The sequence below is a fragment of the Lysinibacillus sphaericus genome (genome assembly GCF_000600105.1).
Lineage (GTDB): Bacteria > Bacillota > Bacilli > Bacillales_A > Planococcaceae > Lysinibacillus > Lysinibacillus sphaericus.
This window is the reverse complement of the sequence record NZ_CP006837.1, coordinates 2,852,784-2,870,175: the sequence shown is the minus strand read 5'-3', so window position 1 is coordinate 2,870,175 and position 17,392 is coordinate 2,852,784. Positions and strand designations below refer to the sequence as shown.

Below are 17,392 nucleotides of genomic sequence, written 5' to 3'. Positions count from 1 at the left end.
CAAACTTTTAAAATACTATTTTTTAAAAATTGAACCTATAATCATTTACTAATCGTCTAATAGCAGAATTTAAGAGAGGAAGGGAGGGTAGTAGATGGACAGAACAGAAAAAGATTTCTTATTAGAAAAAATGATGATTGAATATGGTGATGAGTTGGTACGATTGGCATTTTCTTATGTAAAAGATACTGAAATTGCGAAGGATATGGTGCAAAATACGTTTATCAAATGCTACAAAAACGTGGATACGTTTCGCTATGATGCCCATATAAAGACATGGCTTTATCGTATTACAATTAACGAATGTAAAGATTATTTAAAAAGTTGGCATTTCAAAATGGTACAAGTAAAAAGTTTTATTCATGAAACAGCGAAGTCGATTTACCCATCAACAGAAAAAACAGTAATCGATAAATACAATAATGAAGAACTAAAGGATACCATCTTTTCTCTGCCAAAAGTGTATCGGGAAGTGGTGTATCTCTACTACTACGAGTCGTTAAAGACAGATGAAATTGCTGAAGTATTGGATATTCCAATGAATACAGTGAAAACGAGATTAAGAAGAGCCAAACAACGATTAGAGTCGATGATAAAGGAGGCTGAACTGAATGGAAGATAAACGATTAAGAGATAAAATGCAGAAGATGTCTAATCAAGAACTGAGATTTACGCAAGAAGACCGACAGAAGGTTTTTGAACAAATTCGTAGGTTGGAAAAGAAGCACCGAGTAAAAAAGAAGTCTCTTGTTCCTTTTTCAAAAAAGATTGTGCCAGTGCTCATTTCATTATTAGTGCTAGGCTTATGTCTAGTTTTATTTATGCCATCGATGTTGCCTAAGAGCTTTCATGAAGATGGGAACAATAGTGCAACAGTAGTTCAGGAAGATCAAATTGTCACTACTTTAATTACGGTGAAAGCAGAACAGGAGGACGATAGAATACCTCTAAATCTTTTACTCACATATAGCAAAGAGAAAAACGCTATGAAAGTTCTGTCGATTCCTCGTGAAACGTATGCACCGATAGCGAACAAGGATGGGACTACCGTGTACGATAAATTATTATTTGCTTATGCTTTTGGTTCAGGAGGAGCAGAAAATGTAAGAACGACCGTTTCCAACCTATTTAATTTACCCATTGATTATTATGCGGTCATCGACTTAGAGACCTTTTCAGCATGGATCGCATCTATAAACGGTATAGATTATGACTTGCAAGAAGATACTCGCGTAAGAGCTATCACGAAAGTAGGGCTAGATTTCAAAAAAGGAACGAATCGTTTAAATGGAGAAGAGGTAGTGGCATTAATGATGGCTGCTACAGACGGGAGAAATTTAAAGGAAGAAAACTTATTAAATCTTATTCAAATTGTGGTGAATAAAACGAAAAACGAAATGGCACAATCGAAATTAAAAGAACTTTCCACTCAAATTGAAGCCAATATACCACTAGAACAATTGTTTGAAAACAACATAAATCTTCATTCAATTAAATCAGTATCGTTAAGTGCTGGCATTCGAGATGATATGATAGATGGAAAATATTATGTTACATTTGAGAAAGATTTTTTAACAGCCATTTCCGAAGAGTTAACGACATTTGAGTAATTAAACATTGGATTTATTGTAATTTATAGGAAAAACATTTTATACTAGAAGTGCGTTAATAAGTTTAACGCACTTTTTATATTTACGAGGAAAAATGTTAAAGAGGTGTAATATGGAGCACTATCGAATTGTTAAGGAAGTCATTGATAATTGGGATCCAAAGCGATTTTTGCATTACACACCTGAGGATGAATATGACCCAGAAATCAGGATGATTGTAGAGCTGCTACCAACAGTAACTTCTGTTGAAAATTTAGCGCTTAGGATACATGAAGTTTTTGTAAAAATGTTCTCGGTAGATGAAGTTTTTGCAATTTCGAATTGCTATCCAATTGCGTTGGAAATTTGGCACAACATGGGTAAGCATTAGGCAAAGGGTTTAGTGTGAGATGTAGTTTAGACAAGATACTTGCTTATTATTAGAACTCTGCTTTTTTGAGAGTGAACGATAATGAAAATTAAAATTACATAAAAACTTGCATGTAGAAAAATATTAAAGTAGGGATTTTGGAAGACAGCTCGAATGTTTATATAGAAAGGGGGAGAGAGTATGTCACGTTTACCAATTATTGTAGCACCAATGTTTTTAATTTCGAATCCAGCGATGGTCATCGAGGCAAGTCGGGCAGGGGCTATTGGTTCGTTTCCACTATTAAATGCAAGACCCGTTTCCACTTGCGCAGACTGGCTTCAAGAGATTAAAGAGGCGTTGCCAACAGAGCCATGGGCCGTCAATTTTATATGTCATCCAGTAGCGAATGCACGTTTTGAAGAAGATTTACAATTAATTGAAAAATATGAGCCACCTATTGTCATTACATCGCTTGGCAACCCGAAGCGTGTGATTGATATCGTGCATCGTTATGGGGGAAAGGTCTATGCGGATGTGGCCAATGTCAAGCATGCTGAGAAATCGGCAGCCACGGGTGTAGATGGGTTAATTCTTGTGTGTGCAGGAGCTGGTGGACATGGTGGGCAACTGAATCCATTCGGCTTTGTCGCTGCAGTCAAAAAATTCTTTAATGGCACCATTATTTTATCAGGCGCTATATCAAGTGGTGCAGATGTATTGGCAACGCAAATTATTGGAGCGGACTATGCTTATTTAGGCACTCGCTTTATTGCTTGTCATGAAGGAGATGCACCAGAGGCTTATAAAAACATGGTTATCGAAAGTACCACAGATGATGTTTTGTATACAGATGCCTTTAGTGGCGTGCCTGTCAATGTGCTAATTCCATCCTTAATAAAAGAAGGGATTGACCCGTCGACATTAACGCCAAAAGAGGCTATTGATTTAACACACCTTGTAAATGTGAAGGCTTGGCGTGATATTTGGTCGGCAGGACATGGTGTCACAACGATTGAAAAACGTGAGTCTGTGCGTGAAATTATTATGTCATTACATGAGGAATATGAAAGCGCAAAGCAACGATTGAATGTGGTACAGTCTTTGTAATCGCTGGAGGAGTGCCCTTTTAGGATGTTAGGAAAAACAAAACGCACAATGCTGTTTAACCAACAATTGTGCGTTTTTGTATTGTCTTAGTTATGGAACTTTATTAATCGTGATTTAATGTTGCAGCAATTTCAGGTTGTTGTTCAACTCGACGTAGCATATTAAATGAGGCAATCGCAACTTCGACCTGTTCGTCCATCGGCTCTCTTGTTGTCAGTAGTTGTAACCATAGACCCGGATAGCCTAAATAGCGTAACAAAGGAATATTGCGGCATGCATTTGTTGCTTGTAGTACTTCAAATGATACCCCTAATACAACAGGAATTAATAAAATACGGTCTACAATTCGTAACCACAGCGGGTCTGTAGGTACGAAGAAATATAAAAACATACCAACGAACACAGTGAATAGCATAAAGCTACTACCGCATCGATAATGTAAACGAGATTGTGCTTGCACATTTTCCACAGTAATATCCATACCAGCTTCATAGCAATTAATGACCTTATGCTCGGCACCATGATATTGGAAAACGCGTTTAATAATTGGTGTTAAAGAAATAAAATATAGATAGGTAAGCAGTAGAAGAAGCTTAATGCCACTTTCAAGTAGCACTTGACCAACTTTCCCTTCTATCCATGGTGAGAATAAATCCGCAATAAACACTGGAATTAGTGTAAATGCAAATTTACCGAATAGGAAAGAAAGAATCCCGACAACGGCTACGCCTAAAATCATTTGTAATTTTGAGCCGCTTTCTTCTACATTTTCGACTTCTTCGCCAGGTGTAACGTCATAACGGTCCCCTGAAAATTGCATATGACGTGAACCTAAACCTGCTGATTCAATAAGTGCAACAACCCCACGTACAAATGGAATTTTTTTAAGCTTTTGCAGGATTGGTTTTTGGACTTTTTTATAATGATAGTAATCAATGGAATCATCGTTACGGCGAATGGCAGTAATCGTATGTTCCTTCCCTCCGAACATCACACCCTCTAATTGTGCTTGTCCCCCGTATACAGGTGAATTGCTCAAGGCTAACACCACTCTCTTTATATATTTCAACTGTACCATTGTACTAAATTTAGCGAAAAACCTCTAGAGGTACGCATAGTAAATTTTCTTTATGGCTACACTTATCGTATAATTTTGCTTTTTTAGGAAGAGCGCTTATGTATTTCATTGCCATTGGCTAAAGACAGGACGTGTAAGCAATGTGCACGCTGCTTATTTATAGGAGGGGTAGCTTTGAAAGTAGGACTAATAACCGCTGCTGTTAATGCGATCGTGTTAGCATTATGTTTAAAAGGGCTTCATTTTTTTCATTTTATTCGTTGGAATCCAATAGGCTTCTATAAAAAATGGGAGTTGTTCGAAGATAGTTCTAAATTATTTCATTGGAGTTTTTTAACGTTAGCACTGTTTTTAGTCGGATTCTTTTTATATATGACGTTACGATATGTTCATATTATACCTGCAATCTTGACTTCATTTTTACTCGGGCTTTTGGTAACAATCACATTGGAGTGGTTTGTTTTGGATTTACCGTTACAATCCTCATCTTTTAAAAAATTATCCATCCCTTTTATGGTTGTGGTTATTTGCCTTTTGCGCTTTTTACTAGAAACAGCTAATTTTCATTACAAAGAGCATACAGCACAAAAAGGAAATTAGTTGCTGTATGCAATTGGTATGATAAAATAAAAAACAAGTACATAGAAAGAGGCGAATACTGCGTGAAGTTATTATGTTTGAATGGACCAAACTTAAATCGACTGGGAAAGCGTGAGCCACATATTTATGGCCATGAAACACTAGACGATGTCAAAAATAATGTTCAAAATCTTGCGGCTTCTCTTGGTGCTACAGTCGAGTTTCGTCAATCGAATCACGAGGGTGTTCTTGTAGATTGGGTGCACGAGGCGGAAGATGAAAAGTATGATGGGATTATCTTTAATCCAGGTGCGTATACCCATACAAGTGTAGCATTACATGATGCAATTGCGGGAGTGACCGTACCGGTTATTGAAGTACATATTTCCAATATCCACAAACGTGAGGCATTTCGCCACCATTCTTATCTTGCCCCAGCCTGTCTAGGTCAAATTAGTGGACTTGGTACAAAAGGCTATGAACTAGCACTACGCACTTTTATTGAGAGGGAGAAATAATTATGTTGAAATTACAAAAGCTTCGTAAAATACTTCAAGAACAAAACATCGATGGCATTTTAATTACGAACGAGTATAATCGCCGCTATATGACAGGTTTTACTGGTACGGCTGGCGTAGCGATTGTGTCCCAAAATGATGCTGTGTTTATTACAGACTTCCGCTATACAGAGCAAGCAACTGCACAAATTAAGGATTACCGAATTGTGCAACATGAAGCAACACTCCTAGAAGAAATTGCGACACAAGTTAAAGCGATGGGTATTAAATTATTGGGCTTTGAGAAAGATTCTGTCAGCTATGGTACATATGAGTTGTATAAAAATGTAATTCAAGCTGATTTAGTGCCCGTTTCTGGATTAATTGAAAAAATTCGCTTGATTAAGACTGCACAAGAGATTAATATTATTAAGGTTGCGTGTGAAATTGCTGACCACGCATTTACACATATTTTAGACTACATCAAGCCAGGTAAAACAGAGCTTGACGTTTCGAATGAATTAGAATTTTTCATGCGACAACAAGGAGCAACACAGTCCTCTTTTGATACAATTGTAGCGTCTGGTCTTCGCTCGGCACTACCACATGGTGTTGCAACAAATAAAGTTATTGAAAAAGGCGACTTTGTCACACTTGATTTTGGTGCGCTATACAATGGCTATATTTCGGATATAACACGTACGGTGGCAGTTGGTGAGCCATCTGAAAAATTAGTAGAAATGTACAATACAGTCCTTGCGTCACAACTTTTAGCACTTGAAAAAGTTGGTCCTGGCTTAACAGGTATTCAAGCAGATGCCATTGCACGTGACTATTTAACAGAAAAAGGCTATGGTGAGGCATTTGGTCATTCATTAGGGCATGGGATTGGTCTTGAAGTACATGAAGGCCCTGGCCTATCGAAACGATCAAATACGGTTTTAGAGCCGGGAATGGCCGTGACGATTGAACCAGGTGTTTATGTACCGGGAGTCGGTGGTGTTCGTATCGAAGACGATATTTTGATCACTGAATCAGGTAATGAACTACTAACACATTCGACAAAAGAACTTATTATCTTATAAACAATGGAGGAACACAAATGATTTCAGTAAACGATTTCCGTACAGGTCTAACAATTATTGTTGATGGCCAATTATATCGCGTGTTAGATTTCCAACACGTTAAACCAGGTAAAGGTGCTGCATTCGTACGTTCTAAATTACGTAACCTTCGTAACGGTTCTGTGAATGAAAAAACATTCCGTGCTGGTGAAAAAGTAGAGAAAGCACAAATTGATAATCGTAAAATGCAATATTTATATGCTCAAGGTGATGAGCATGTATTTATGGATTTAGAGTCATATGAGCAAACTGAACTTGCTTCAGCTGCCATTGAATATGAATTGAAATTCCTAAAAGAAAATATGGAAGTACACATTCAATCTTACCAAGGTGAAATGCTAGGTGTAGAATTACCAAACACGGTTGAATTAGAAGTAACTGAAACAGAACCAGGTATTAAAGGTGATACTGCTTCAGGCGGTACAAAACCTGCTACACTTGAAACTGGTCTTATCGTGCAAGTTCCATTCTTCGTGAACCAAGGTGACAAGTTAGTGATTAACACTACTGAAGCATCTTACGTATCACGTGCATAAGTAATATTTAGTAAACCTACTCTTTCAAAAGGGTAGGTTTTTACTTTTTTTTAATACATATATCGAGTAAAGTACAAAAATATGTAAAAATAGAAGGAGGTCGGAAAGAGAAATAAGGTTTACAATAAAAGTAAGGAGTGAATGCAATGTTAAAAAAATTTGAAATGCACTATCCAATTATTCAAGCACCGATGGCGGGGGTTACTACACCAAAATTTGTTGCTGCCTGTGCGGAAGTTGGGATACTAGGCTCAATTGGAGCGGGCTATTTAGATGGTGAGCAGACAAGGAATTTTATTCAGGAAGTAAAAAAGCTTACGCAAAAGCCATTTGCCGTAAATTTATTTGTGCAAGAAGAGCCACGCATTGATATAGATGTTCTCCAAAAAGCACGTATGGCGCTACAGCCTTACTATGATGAGCTCGGATTATCACCAGTGCAAAGTGTGATGTCAAACGAAGTTTTTGAGGGGCAATTGCAAGCAGTTCTTGATGAGCAAGTAGCTGTGTGCTCGTTTACATTTGGTATACCATCTCCAGAAGTTATTCAACGTTTAAAGGATAAAAATATTTATGTGATCGGGACAGCTACTACGCTAGAAGAAGCCATTCAAGTTGAGCAATCAGCTATGGATGCGGTTGTTTTACAAGGTGGTGAGGCAGGAGGGCATCGGGGCTCATTTACGAACCCCATGCAATTAATTGCCCGTGAAGATTTACTGCAACAAGTAGTAGGCAACATAACAATCCCAATTATTGTTGCAGGGGGCATTGTTTCTCATGAAGATGTGCAGCGCGCACTAGCGGGTGGTGCACAGGCAGTACAAATAGGTACTGCATTATTAGTAGCTGATGAATGTGAAATATCACCACTGTATAAAAAGGCTATCTTGCAGTCGAAGCCACAACAGACGACGATTACGTATGCTTTCACTGGTAAAGCAGCGCGTGGCTTAACCAATCATTTTACAGAACATATGAAGGATGCTGTTGTAGCACCGTATCCATTGCAACATCATTTAACCTCCACTATTCGTAAGGAAAGTGCAGCACAAGGCAATCCACAGTATTTATCGATGTGGATGGGGGAAAACAGTCACTTAGTGCAACCCGGTACAGTGAAAAGTATTATTGAAAAATTAGTATAGGTGCCAGTCACTCAAACAATTCTAAATTGTTTGAGTGACTGGCACTGTTCTTTTTTTTTGGAGTGCGACATATATTGCTGTACACGAGGGGGCGTATGAATGGAATTACAAGACGTATTAAGAGTCGCTGGAGTGGGACTAGTAGTAGCGCTTCTTCATGTTTTCTTTGATCAAACAGGGAAGAAAGAATTTTCATTTTTCTTATTTTTTATTGCCTACTTATATATGACAGCAGAATTGCTCCGATTTTTACGTCTATTTTTCACTGAAATTTTAACATTCTTCCAGTGGTTAACCTCATCTGGGTAAGTAAATGGAAATTGTCATTGTTGCTGTTGTCATGCTGCTTTTATTGTTGCTTATAAAAGAAGTCATACAGCCACTCCACGCGCTAATTAGTGTAATGTTTTCGTTTTTGCTGTTCAGTTTTTTGTTTACGACACTCCTATTGCCTTTCGTCAAACAAATTCTCGATATGCTTTCATTTTTGCCTTATGCAAAAGCCATTGTAATGAGTGCTAGTCTTTTTTATGTAGGGCAATGGGTGTCGATGTTATTAGTGGAGCATAGCTATAAAGTTTTAGGTAGTATCGTTTTCGATGCAGTTAAAATTGTTATTTTACTGTATTGGTTTAAAGAATTTGTGGTTGTTTTACAGGGGGTGTCATCTATTTTACAAAGGTTAAACTAAGGGGCGAAGCCAGTGCAGGAGCAACTACTTTCGTTTTTCGTCGATCCATTTTTTCTCTTGCTCAAGATGACGCTCATATTGTGTGGCTATGTCATCATTACATTAATTGTCAACATGCTTTTACCAGAATTTGAAAAAGGGACAAGAATCCTTTTTTTTCTTATTGTATTAGCCACGATTGGACCAGTAGTCGTCAACTCATTTCAACTTATTGATGAAATTGCACAAGGACTTTCTCATATATTCACAGCCTTTTATCCAATTCTTACTTCTAGTTTTTTGCTATCCAGTAGTATTACTGCAATTGCTTCTTGGCAGCCTTTTTTGCTTTTTTTTGTACAAGTCTTAACGATCATTAGTAGTAAATGGCTTATCCCAGGTGTACTCTTTGCTATTGTCTTTGATGTATGCAGTGTCATTGTCAAAGAAATATCTTTTACAAGAATTGCAGAATTAATTCGTTTTACTATTATGAGTATTGTTTCTGCGTCTGTTATTTGCTACATCATTTTAATGTCGGCAAGTGGTGTTGCTGCATTTAGTGTCAATAAGGCTGTTGCAGAGCCAGTGAAAAAGTTAATAGAAGAAAATATTCCAGTAGTCGGTTCTTTTATCGTAGATAGTTTTTCAATGTTTCAGCATATGACCCAATTTTCTACTTCAATTAGTAGTATAAGTGCTTTTATTGCCGTGATAACTGTATCGTTTATTCCGACAGTCCAGCTTGTGGTTAGTGCGTATTCATTAAAACTATTAGCCGCTATTTTAGAACCAATTGCTTTTGATGATATATGTAAATTACTTGATCATGTTAGTAAATCTCTCTTTACATTATGTGCAGTATCATTTCTAATTGCTTTTTCATTTATGTTTTCTTGTTTTTTCCTTATTGTTTTCGTGCAAGTGCTGGCAGGGGGGAGATAGATTGATTCTTTTATTGGCATTGCTCTTTATTTGTCAATTTTTCGTATTTCTGACGGATGATAAACAAATAATTTCACTAACAAAACTTGTCATTACGTTAGTATTTTTGCAATTGCTATTAAAGATTCCATTTATCAATTCATAGGAGGAAACAAGCGTACATACACTTGAAAAAGAGAAGATGAAAGGAGGCAATGTACAAGTGATGTGGAAAAGGCACGAAAAAAAACAACGTCATTTATCGTCTTAATGTTGATTGCTGCCTCCGTGGGAATTTTCATCGTGTTACCTATGTATCAAACGAATTCATCAAATGAGCGAGTAACACCGAATACGAGTGAAGAAAAACTTGAGCAAACGCTTAAGGCAATGCAAGGTGTTGGGGAGGTTAAAGTATATTTTTATTACGGAGAGATGACAGATGCCAAGGATGAAAATAAACTATTTAGCCAGTATTTTCGAGGGACTGACCAAGGTACGAAAGATGTAACAGGAATGCTAATTGTTTCAGAAGGAGCATCAGATATATTTGTAAAAAATGAAATTCGTGCGGTCGTTAGTCAAGTGATGCAATTACCTATTCATCGAATTATTATTGTTCCAATGGAAAATAAGGAGGAAAAGTAAATGCGCGTACGTAGAAGAACAGTTTGGTTTATGACATTATTAAGTCTTGTAGCAGTCATTTCAGTTTATTATTTGGTGGATCCTGCAAAACAGTTTAATGGCTTAACGATTTTTACAGATGATACATTACAACAAACAGCAATTACGGGTGTTACAGATCAGGAGGCTACTAGTAAGCAAGATGCCACACAAGAAGTATTGTCTCCAAGTCATTTATTTGAAGAAATGCGTATGCAAGTAAATGATGAAAGAAGCCAATTACGTGAACAATTAACGCAAAAAATTGCGTCTGAAGAATATACAGCTGAAGAAAAAAATGAGGCTTTCAATGAAATCGATGGCTTGATTAAACAGGAATCGGCTGAAGCGATGCTTGAAATGTTGATTAAGTCTTTAGGCTATAATGATGCGTTTGTTAGAGCGGAAGGTGAAAAAGTTTCCGTAACGGTTATGGCAGAAGAATTATCAAAATCACAAGCAAATGAAATTATTTATTTAGTAAAAACAGAGTGGGAAGGCGCAAATGACGTTCAAGTTAAATTCAGTGCAAATAACTATTAAATAATAAAGAAAAAAAGGAATATTCTGTTTATTAATTAATCATTGTTATATATCAGCATAATGAAAAGGCTTTCGTTTAGTAAAAGAAAGCCTTTTATTTTGTTTATATTTACTTAATTTTCATTTTAGTGTTTCAAATTGTTTGAAAAAAATATAGAATAGTGATTGTAGTAGATTTTATTTCATAAGGAGAGTTAGAAATGTTCAAAATTCAAGAAATTCGTGAAATTATCAAATTAGTAGATTCTTCTTCAATCGACGAGTTCGTTTATGAAGTAGATGGCGCAAAGGTTAAATTAAAAAAGAATGGTGTTGTCGTAACTGAAACAGTAGCACCTAAAAAACAAGAAACAGCCCCTGTTGTACAACAAACTGCACCAGTAGCACCAGCAGCTCCAGCGAAAGTTGAAGAAGCACCAGCAGCTCCAGCAGCAGCACCTGCAAGCAACGACCCATCGTTACATAAAATTGTATCACCAATGGTTGGTACGTTCTATGCAGCTCCAAACCCAGATTCACCAGCATACGTAAAAGTTGGCGACAAAGTAGGCGATGAAACAATCGTTTGTATCGTAGAAGCGATGAAGCTTTTCAACGAAATCGAAGCTGAAGTTAAAGGTGAAATCGTTGAAGTACTTGCCAAAGATGGCGATTTAGTAGAATACGGTCAACCATTATTCCTTGTAAAAGCTGAGTAAGGAGTGCAAACCATGAAAAAAGTTTTAATCGCAAACCGCGGCGAAATCGCTGTTCGTATTATTCGTGCCTGTAAAGAATTAGGCATCAAATCGGTTGCTGTATATTCTGAAGCAGACGCAGATGCATTACATGTGAAGTTAGCAGACGAAGCATATTGCATCGGTCCGAAGCTATCTAAAGATTCTTATCTAAGCTTCCCAGCATTGTTAAGCGTAGCAGAAAAAACAGGAGCAGACGGTATCCACCCAGGTTACGGTTTCGTTTCTGAAAATGCTGATTTCGCTGAAGCATGTGAAAATGCGGGCATTAAATTCATTGGTCCTTCATCTGATTCCATCAAAATTATGGGGATTAAAGACGTTGCTCGTACAACAATGGAAGCAGCAGGCGTTCCACTTGTACCAGGTACTGGTATTGTTCCAGATATCGAAACAGGTAAAGAATGGGCTGCGAAAATTGGTTACCCAGTTATCATTAAAGCAACTGCTGGTGGTGGCGGTAAAGGTATCCGTGTAGCACGTACAGAAGAAGACCTTGTAAAAGGTATTGATATTACGCAAAAAGAGGCTGCTGCAGCATTCGGTAACCCTGGCGTATATTTAGAAAAATTCATTGAATACTTCCGTCACTGTGAAATTCAAGTGTTAGCTGATGGGTACGGTAATGTCGTACATTTAGGCGAACGTGACTGTACTGTTCAACGTCGTATGCAGAAATTAGTAGAGGAAGCTCCATCTCCTGCTCTATCTTCTGAACGCCGTGCAGAAATGGGTGCAGCAGCGGTGAAAGCAGCTCAAGCATGTAACTATGAAGGTGCTGGTACAATCGAGTTCATCTATGACTATCAAGAGGACAAGTTCTACTTCATGGAAATGAATACACGTATCCAAGTAGAACACCCTGTAACAGAAATGATTTCTGGTGTCGATCTTGTTCAACAACAATTAAAAATTGCATCAGGTGAGAAACTTCCATTCACACAAGATGATATTAAATTAAATGGTTGGGCAATTGAATGCCGCATTAACGCAGAGAATGCATACAAAAACTTTATGCCATCAGCTGGTACTGTAGATACTTATGTAACACCAGGTGGCTATGGTGTACGTATTGACTCTGCTGTATATGCAGGTTACACAATTCCTCCATATTACGATTCAATGGTAGCAAAACTGATTGTTCATGCGGATACGCGTGAAGAAGCAATTGCGAAAATGAATCGTGCGCTAGGTGAATTTGAAGTAGCTGGTCCTGGTATCAATACGACAATCCCATTCCACCAAGCATTAATGAACAACGACGTCTTCAAATCTGCGAAATTCAACACGAAATTCTTGGAAGAAAATGACGTATTAGGAACAAGTAAGAAATAATTAACAAACGATGGAATAGAATCGAATATCTATTTCTTAAACCTTCTGGCTTTTAGTAGTCAGAAGGTTTTTTATTTAGTAGATATCTATTTTTGTTTTATGTTAACATTGTAAATAAATTGAAAAGAGAGGAGAAGATATGGTTATGTATAATTTTGAAGAATACGATGACCCGATTTTATATGACATAGAAAATGAGAGCTATTTGGCAGAATTGCCCTTTTTGTTAAAGTGGGCGTCAACTACACAAGGAACAATCATTGACTTAGCTTGTGGAACGGGGAGACTGACGATTCCACTTTCTAAAAATGGTTATCAAATGATAGGAGTAGACATCCATAAAGGTATGTTAAATGAAGCAAAGAAAAAATCAGCGGATTTTGATTTGCCGATTGAATGGGTGGAACAAGATTGTACAAAATTGCAATTACCAACGAAAAGTCATTTCATTTATTCAGTTGGGAATTCATTTCAACATTTTTTGACGAACAATGCGCAAGATAGTTTACTTTCTTCAGTGAATAAACATTTGGAAATGGGAGGCATCTTCATTTTTGGTACGAGGTTTCCTAGCGCAGAGGAATTACTTCAACCAAGTACGGAAGAATATTGGAGAACGTATACTGATCGCGATTCGCTTCATATTGTTGATGTCTATACAATTAGTCATTATGATGCTTTAAGTCAAATCCAACACTATACAACAATTAGAAAGTATAAAAATAGTGAAGGTCAAATGGTGGATGAAAAGAGCACAAAGATAAGCTTAAGATATGTATATCCAAAAGAAATGGAACGAATTTTATTGTACAACGGTTTTGAAATTGTAGATGTATTTCAGGACTGGAAAGAAACCGTTGCTACGAATGACAGTTACGAGTTAATCTATGTTTGTAAAAAAATAAGCAACTGAAAAGTTTGAAGGTTTTTTATAGACACGCTATTGCAATGACAGAACGGAAGAACTATCAAAAAGAACTTGCGTATAAGGATAACCAATAACGCAAGTTCATCATTACAAGCGTAAAAAATTTTATAGATTACTAACTAAGAAAAAATTCAACAACCCACCTACAATTGAAACAATAATAATACTCCATGCATATTTCTTACGTTGTTTGACGCCTACTATGCCCATAACAACCCCTAATAATGGTGATAATAATAAACCGATGATATAAGCAAAAATATTGTAGGTTTTATAACCATAAAGTTCGTTTTTCTCAATTGTTTCATTATCCATCTTCAATCCCCCACCATAAAACATCTGGAATATTTTTCTATCGTAAAGTAATTGTAGCACGAAGGTAGTGTAAGGTGTAGATAGAATCGTTAAGATATCGATAGTGATAAAACTTGTGTTATTAGCAGTCAACAATAAAAAGCCCATTGAAAGCAAAGTAGAAGCCGGCGATTAACTTTCAATGTCTAATCAATGAGGAAGAAAATTCTAGGATTACTTGTATGTAAAAAAATGAAAACGTCTTTTCTAAGCCAAACCTTCCTTTTTATAGTATAATAAGCATAACAACAGCATTTGCTTGCGATGTGTAAGGGAAAGGATGATATTTGTATGGCAGAGAAAGTAGGACAATCTTTCGTACAACCAACACCTTCTGGTAAAGAAGAGCTTGGGAAAATTGAAGTAGCTGCAGAAGTAATTGAAATTGTAGCTGGAATCGCAGTAAACGAGGTAGAGGGTATCGCAGCAACGCGTGGTAATATAGCAACTGGCGTCGTTGAACGCTTCGGTAAGAAAGTACACAATAAGGGCATAAAATCTGGTGTAACAGAACATGGAAAAATTACCATTGATGTATTTTGTTCTGTAAAATATGGCTATTCAATTCCGAAAGTGGCAAAGGATGTACAAACGCAAATTCGCCAAGCAATTTTAAATATGACTGCACTTGAAACAGCAGAGGTGAATGTCCATATTACAGGTATTCACTTCGAAAAAGAGGAAACAGTAGTACCAGAATAAAAAAAGAGGAGCTGCCATCTTGGTGATATTTCACCATAGAAGGCAACTCCTTTTTAAATTGGTTAAAAGGTTTTATAGCGCGATATCTTTTGGTTTCTTCCAGAACAGTGCAAGTATTACGCCGAAAACTAACACGATGGTAGCAAAGTAATATGGATAATTTAAGTCAATGTCGAATAATATTCCCCCAATAATTGGTCCGAATATATTTCCGAGACTTGTAAACATAGAGTTCATGCCCCCAACAAAGCCCTGCTCATTTCCTGCGATTTTTGATAAATAGGACGTAACAGCAGGACGAATTAAATCGAAGCCGACAAAAATAAAGAATGTCACAAATAATATTGCGAAATAATGATTAACGATTGTCATGGCAAAAGTCAGCGTGGCAGACAGAATGAGGGAGTATCGAATAACATTAATCTCGCCCATTTTCTTCGTAAGCCAGTCAAACAATAGTAATTGGGCAATGGCACCAATAATACCACTACCGGTAATGATAATAGCAATATCAGATGGTGTAAATGCAAATTTATGATCAACGAATAAACTAAAGAGTGATTCGAATGCTGCAAGACCAAATGAAAGGACAAAAATAAGCACAAATGCAATGAAATACAAAGGGCTAAAAATTCGTTTCGCACTGCTGAAAATAGAAGATGCGGCTTCTGTATCATCCGTAGCACGTGTCGGTTCTTTTAAAAATGTGAGCGATAATAACGCTGCTACGAAACCGAGAACACCGGCAGCGAAGAAAGGTAAACGTGTACCGTATTCTGCTAAAAATCCACCGAGCCCTGGTCCTATAATAAAGCCAGTACTAATAGCTGCACTCATATAGCCAAGTGCTTTCGGACGTTGCGCCATTGTTGTAATATCAGCAATAAATGCTGTTACTGCGGGCATAATAAAAGCAGCACTTACACCACCAAGCATGCGCGATAAAAATAAAATTTCAATGGAACGGCCCATCCCAAATAATAGCTCTGAAAGGCCAAAAATAAATAGACCAACAACAATCATGATTTTTCGGCCAATACGGTCCACCAGTTTCCCTGCAATTGGCGATACAATCAGTTGTGTTATGGCAAATGCTGCCACCATATAGCCAACGACAGAGCCTGTAATATTAAGCTCGTTCATAATAGTTGGTAATACCGGGATAACCAAACCTATTCCTAAAAAGGCGATAAAGAGATTGGCTAATAAAATAGTTAATGTTATAGCTTGTTTCTTGTTCATTTTTCTCTCCTTCAACAGTTCACGATACACGAGATTCATAATCTACTAGAATATTTTCCATCTAATACAATAAACCCTATAGTTACTATAGGGTCAAAAGATTTGTTTTTATTTTTTTAGTGTGGAAGTAAAACGGCATAGTTATGCAATGCACTAGAATTATTCTTACTTAAATGAGGAAGGTGATTAAAGCGTCGTACTTTGTCTGATTTTTAATTCTACAATAAACTTCTTTTCCTGCTCATCAGTTAAGGTTGCTGGCATATATAATTCGTAAACGGTGGATTCAAATGCTGTTTGTTGCGCATCTACATACTTTTTAAGTTTTTCGTAAAAGGAAAAATACGTATCGGGGTGATAAATAAAAGCAATGCAAGCATACTTACCTGCTGGTACAATGGTTTGTTTCATATTCGTTGTCAGTTTAGAAAATCTACGTTCCGTTAATAGTGGAGTGAAAATCGCATCATAAAAAATGTCATTTACATCTTTGTAATGAGCGAGCGGATAAATACATCCATAGCGACTATTTAAGACACTTCCTTCATTCTCGATAATTTTTGTTAAAATGCTGTAGTATGTATTGGTGCTAGAAGTGGGTGTCAGTTCAGTCGTAGTCACTTGTAATATTGGCATTTCTTCTTCAAAACGCGTGTAAACTTCGCCGAAGATGGGGATGTCAATTTGCTCTTGCATTTGCTTTTTTGTTTTCAACAGCGTGTATCTTACTTCATTCAGACGTGAAATTTTTTCTTCCAACCGTTGTTCTTGTTGTTCTAAAAAAACAAGCAGCTCTTCAGGCGTTAGCATAAGCGCCTTTTTAATGTCTTCAAGTGATGTCCCGATATATTTTAGTGACTTAATGATATCTAAGTAAAAAATCTGACTGTCTTTATAATAGCGGTAATTGCTAGCGGAATCAGTATAAGCAGGCTTAAACAAGTCAATTTGGTCGTAGTAACGAAGGGTCTGCACAGAAAGGTTTGCTAATTTTGCAACTTCCCCGATTGTATAATAATGTTCTTTCATCTGTTTTCCTCCACTAGTAAAAAATGTTGCGTTTGTGTCAAACTCTCGCTAAAGAAAGTGTATTTTTTTATTATAGCATTCAGCAAAGAAATGGCTCGATAAGATTGCATCCTATTATAAAAAGTTTCCGTTATATATTGTAAGAAGGTCCACAAATTAAAAATAAGGTAGCACTACATTTTTAACATTTCAAGAAATTAGAACTTAAAATAAGTAGAAAGTTGCTTGAAA

Annotated in this window: 23 protein-coding genes; 19 read left to right on the top strand and 4 right to left on the bottom strand. The window is 36.9% G+C overall.

Annotation, left to right across the window (positions count from 1 at the left end; all coding sequences use genetic code 11):
* Positions 1-94: 94 nt before the first annotated feature.
* The 4 genes from T479_RS13725 (at position 95) to T479_RS13710 (ending at position 3,069) form a co-directional block, all read left to right on the top strand.
* Positions 95-622, top strand: coding sequence for a sigma-70 family RNA polymerase sigma factor (locus T479_RS13725; RefSeq protein ID WP_025219934.1), 528 nt, complete (start codon positions 95-97; stop codon positions 620-622).
* Positions 612-1,610 (top strand): LCP family protein, encoded by a 999-nt coding sequence (locus tag T479_RS13720; protein WP_025219933.1) that lies wholly within the window; start codon positions 612-614, stop codon positions 1,608-1,610. Before T479_RS13725 ends, T479_RS13720 begins: the two co-directional genes overlap by 11 nt.
* Positions 1,611-1,722: 112 nt before the next feature.
* Positions 1,723-1,980, top strand: coding sequence for a DUF1871 family protein (locus T479_RS13715; RefSeq protein WP_025219932.1), 258 nt, complete (start codon positions 1,723-1,725; stop codon positions 1,978-1,980).
* Positions 1,981-2,160: 180 nt separating this feature from the next.
* Positions 2,161-3,069 carry an NAD(P)H-dependent flavin oxidoreductase gene (locus T479_RS13710; RefSeq protein WP_025219931.1) on the top strand — a complete coding sequence of 303 codons (909 nt, stop codon included), beginning with the start codon at positions 2,161-2,163 and terminating at the stop codon, positions 3,067-3,069.
* Positions 3,070-3,172: 103 nt separating this feature from the next.
* On the opposite strand, the gene T479_RS13705 is transcribed toward T479_RS13710, so the two are convergent.
* Positions 3,173-4,147 carry a DUF1385 domain-containing protein gene (locus tag T479_RS13705; protein WP_029747087.1) on the bottom strand — a complete coding sequence of 325 codons (975 nt, stop codon included), beginning with the start codon at positions 4,145-4,147 and terminating at the stop codon, positions 3,173-3,175.
* A gap of 174 nt (positions 4,148-4,321) precedes the next feature.
* On the opposite strand from T479_RS13705, the gene T479_RS13700 reads away from it, so the two are divergent.
* From T479_RS13700 to T479_RS13640, 14 genes are all read left to right on the top strand, one after another.
* On the top strand, positions 4,322-4,747 hold the full coding sequence (locus T479_RS13700; protein ID WP_024361195.1) for a hypothetical protein: 426 nt from the start codon (positions 4,322-4,324) through the stop codon (positions 4,745-4,747).
* A gap of 62 nt (positions 4,748-4,809) precedes the next feature.
* Positions 4,810-5,244: a type II 3-dehydroquinate dehydratase gene (gene aroQ, locus T479_RS13695; RefSeq protein WP_024361194.1), complete on the top strand. Its 435-nt coding sequence runs from the start codon at positions 4,810-4,812 to the stop codon at positions 5,242-5,244.
* Positions 5,245-5,246: 2 nt separating this feature from the next.
* Positions 5,247-6,308 (top strand): M24 family metallopeptidase, encoded by a 1,062-nt coding sequence (locus T479_RS13690; RefSeq protein ID WP_024361193.1) that lies wholly within the window; start codon positions 5,247-5,249, stop codon positions 6,306-6,308.
* A gap of 17 nt (positions 6,309-6,325) precedes the next feature.
* Positions 6,326-6,883 (top strand): elongation factor P, encoded by a 558-nt coding sequence (gene efp, locus T479_RS13685; protein ID WP_024361192.1) that lies wholly within the window; start codon positions 6,326-6,328, stop codon positions 6,881-6,883.
* Positions 6,884-7,029: 146 nt separating this feature from the next.
* Positions 7,030-8,031: an NAD(P)H-dependent flavin oxidoreductase gene (locus T479_RS13680; protein ID WP_025219930.1), complete on the top strand. Its 1,002-nt coding sequence runs from the start codon at positions 7,030-7,032 to the stop codon at positions 8,029-8,031.
* 99 nt (positions 8,032-8,130) lie between these two features.
* Positions 8,131-8,340 (top strand): hypothetical protein, encoded by a 210-nt coding sequence (locus T479_RS13675; RefSeq protein ID WP_008179863.1) that lies wholly within the window; start codon positions 8,131-8,133, stop codon positions 8,338-8,340.
* 4 nt (positions 8,341-8,344) lie between these two features.
* The gene (locus tag T479_RS13670; protein WP_024361190.1) at positions 8,345-8,722 is read left to right on the top strand and encodes a hypothetical protein; all 378 of its coding nucleotides are present in this window, start codon (positions 8,345-8,347) and stop codon (positions 8,720-8,722) included.
* A 12-nt stretch (positions 8,723-8,734) separates the two neighbouring features.
* A complete protein-coding gene (locus tag T479_RS13665; protein ID WP_025219929.1) occupies positions 8,735-9,646 on the top strand; it encodes a stage III sporulation protein AE in 912 nt (303 codons plus the stop codon).
* A 1-nt stretch (position 9,647) separates the two neighbouring features.
* A complete protein-coding gene (locus T479_RS23945) occupies positions 9,648-9,791 on the top strand; it encodes a hypothetical protein (RefSeq protein WP_162832708.1) in 144 nt (47 codons plus the stop codon).
* A gap of 62 nt (positions 9,792-9,853) precedes the next feature.
* Positions 9,854-10,273 (top strand): SpoIIIAG-related protein, encoded by a 420-nt coding sequence (locus tag T479_RS13660; protein WP_025219928.1) that lies wholly within the window; start codon positions 9,854-9,856, stop codon positions 10,271-10,273.
* On the top strand, positions 10,274-10,834 hold the full coding sequence (locus tag T479_RS13655) for a SpoIIIAH-like family protein (protein ID WP_025219927.1): 561 nt from the start codon (positions 10,274-10,276) through the stop codon (positions 10,832-10,834). It abuts the gene before it with no gap.
* A 200-nt stretch (positions 10,835-11,034) separates the two neighbouring features.
* A complete protein-coding gene (gene accB, locus T479_RS13650) occupies positions 11,035-11,532 on the top strand; it encodes an acetyl-CoA carboxylase biotin carboxyl carrier protein (protein ID WP_025219926.1) in 498 nt (165 codons plus the stop codon).
* A gap of 12 nt (positions 11,533-11,544) precedes the next feature.
* Positions 11,545-12,906, top strand: coding sequence for an acetyl-CoA carboxylase biotin carboxylase subunit (gene accC / locus T479_RS13645; RefSeq protein ID WP_024361185.1), 1,362 nt, complete (start codon positions 11,545-11,547; stop codon positions 12,904-12,906).
* Between the two features lie 139 nt (positions 12,907-13,045).
* The gene (locus T479_RS13640) at positions 13,046-13,819 is read left to right on the top strand and encodes a class I SAM-dependent methyltransferase (RefSeq protein WP_025219925.1); all 774 of its coding nucleotides are present in this window, start codon (positions 13,046-13,048) and stop codon (positions 13,817-13,819) included.
* Between the two features lie 120 nt (positions 13,820-13,939).
* Here the strand turns inward: T479_RS13640 and T479_RS13635 are convergent, their stop codons facing one another.
* The gene (locus T479_RS13635; protein WP_025219924.1) at positions 13,940-14,149 is read right to left on the bottom strand and encodes a hypothetical protein; all 210 of its coding nucleotides are present in this window, start codon (positions 14,147-14,149) and stop codon (positions 13,940-13,942) included.
* Between the two features lie 330 nt (positions 14,150-14,479).
* On the opposite strand from T479_RS13635, the gene T479_RS13630 reads away from it, so the two are divergent.
* Positions 14,480-14,890 carry an Asp23/Gls24 family envelope stress response protein gene (locus T479_RS13630; protein ID WP_024361182.1) on the top strand — a complete coding sequence of 137 codons (411 nt, stop codon included), beginning with the start codon at positions 14,480-14,482 and terminating at the stop codon, positions 14,888-14,890.
* 72 nt (positions 14,891-14,962) lie between these two features.
* Here the strand turns inward: T479_RS13630 and T479_RS13625 are convergent, their stop codons facing one another.
* Both T479_RS13625 and T479_RS13620 read right to left on the bottom strand, forming a co-directional pair.
* Complete coding sequence (locus T479_RS13625) at positions 14,963-16,132, bottom strand: MFS transporter (protein WP_025219923.1); 1,170 nt, start codon at positions 16,130-16,132, stop codon at positions 14,963-14,965.
* A 186-nt stretch (positions 16,133-16,318) separates the two neighbouring features.
* The gene (locus T479_RS13620; RefSeq protein ID WP_024361180.1) at positions 16,319-17,161 is read right to left on the bottom strand and encodes a MerR family transcriptional regulator; all 843 of its coding nucleotides are present in this window, start codon (positions 17,159-17,161) and stop codon (positions 16,319-16,321) included.
* Between the last annotated feature and the right edge of the window lie 231 nt (positions 17,162-17,392).

What these genes read in the sequence shown, in the direction of transcription:
- T479_RS13680 (WP_025219930.1), top strand. Translation starts at nt 7,030, where the DNA reads ATGTTAAAAAAATTTGAAATGCACTATCCAATTATTCAAGCACCGATG.
- efp (WP_024361192.1), top strand. Translation starts at nt 6,326, where the DNA reads ATGATTTCAGTAAACGATTTCCGTACAGGTCTAACAATTATTGTTGAT.
- T479_RS13620 (WP_024361180.1), bottom strand. Translation starts at nt 17,161, where the DNA reads ATGAAAGAACATTATTATACAATCGGGGAAGTTGCAAAATTAGCAAAC.
- T479_RS13640 (WP_025219925.1), top strand. Translation starts at nt 13,046, where the DNA reads ATGGTTATGTATAATTTTGAAGAATACGATGACCCGATTTTATATGAC.
- T479_RS13675 (WP_008179863.1), top strand. Translation starts at nt 8,131, where the DNA reads ATGGAATTACAAGACGTATTAAGAGTCGCTGGAGTGGGACTAGTAGTA.
- accB (WP_025219926.1), top strand. Translation starts at nt 11,035, where the DNA reads ATGTTCAAAATTCAAGAAATTCGTGAAATTATCAAATTAGTAGATTCT.
- T479_RS13725 (WP_025219934.1), top strand. Translation starts at nt 95, where the DNA reads ATGGACAGAACAGAAAAAGATTTCTTATTAGAAAAAATGATGATTGAA.
- accC (WP_024361185.1), top strand. Translation starts at nt 11,545, where the DNA reads ATGAAAAAAGTTTTAATCGCAAACCGCGGCGAAATCGCTGTTCGTATT.
- T479_RS13715 (WP_025219932.1), top strand. Translation starts at nt 1,723, where the DNA reads ATGGAGCACTATCGAATTGTTAAGGAAGTCATTGATAATTGGGATCCA.
- T479_RS13625 (WP_025219923.1), bottom strand. Translation starts at nt 16,132, where the DNA reads ATGAACAAGAAACAAGCTATAACATTAACTATTTTATTAGCCAATCTC.
- T479_RS13635 (WP_025219924.1), bottom strand. Translation starts at nt 14,149, where the DNA reads ATGGATAATGAAACAATTGAGAAAAACGAACTTTATGGTTATAAAACC.
- T479_RS13690 (WP_024361193.1), top strand. Translation starts at nt 5,247, where the DNA reads ATGTTGAAATTACAAAAGCTTCGTAAAATACTTCAAGAACAAAACATC.
- T479_RS13710 (WP_025219931.1), top strand. Translation starts at nt 2,161, where the DNA reads ATGTCACGTTTACCAATTATTGTAGCACCAATGTTTTTAATTTCGAAT.
- T479_RS13630 (WP_024361182.1), top strand. Translation starts at nt 14,480, where the DNA reads ATGGCAGAGAAAGTAGGACAATCTTTCGTACAACCAACACCTTCTGGT.
- T479_RS13670 (WP_024361190.1), top strand. Translation starts at nt 8,345, where the DNA reads ATGGAAATTGTCATTGTTGCTGTTGTCATGCTGCTTTTATTGTTGCTT.
- T479_RS13705 (WP_029747087.1), bottom strand. Translation starts at nt 4,147, where the DNA reads ATGGTACAGTTGAAATATATAAAGAGAGTGGTGTTAGCCTTGAGCAAT.
- T479_RS13655 (WP_025219927.1), top strand. Translation starts at nt 10,274, where the DNA reads ATGCGCGTACGTAGAAGAACAGTTTGGTTTATGACATTATTAAGTCTT.
- T479_RS13720 (WP_025219933.1), top strand. Translation starts at nt 612, where the DNA reads ATGGAAGATAAACGATTAAGAGATAAAATGCAGAAGATGTCTAATCAA.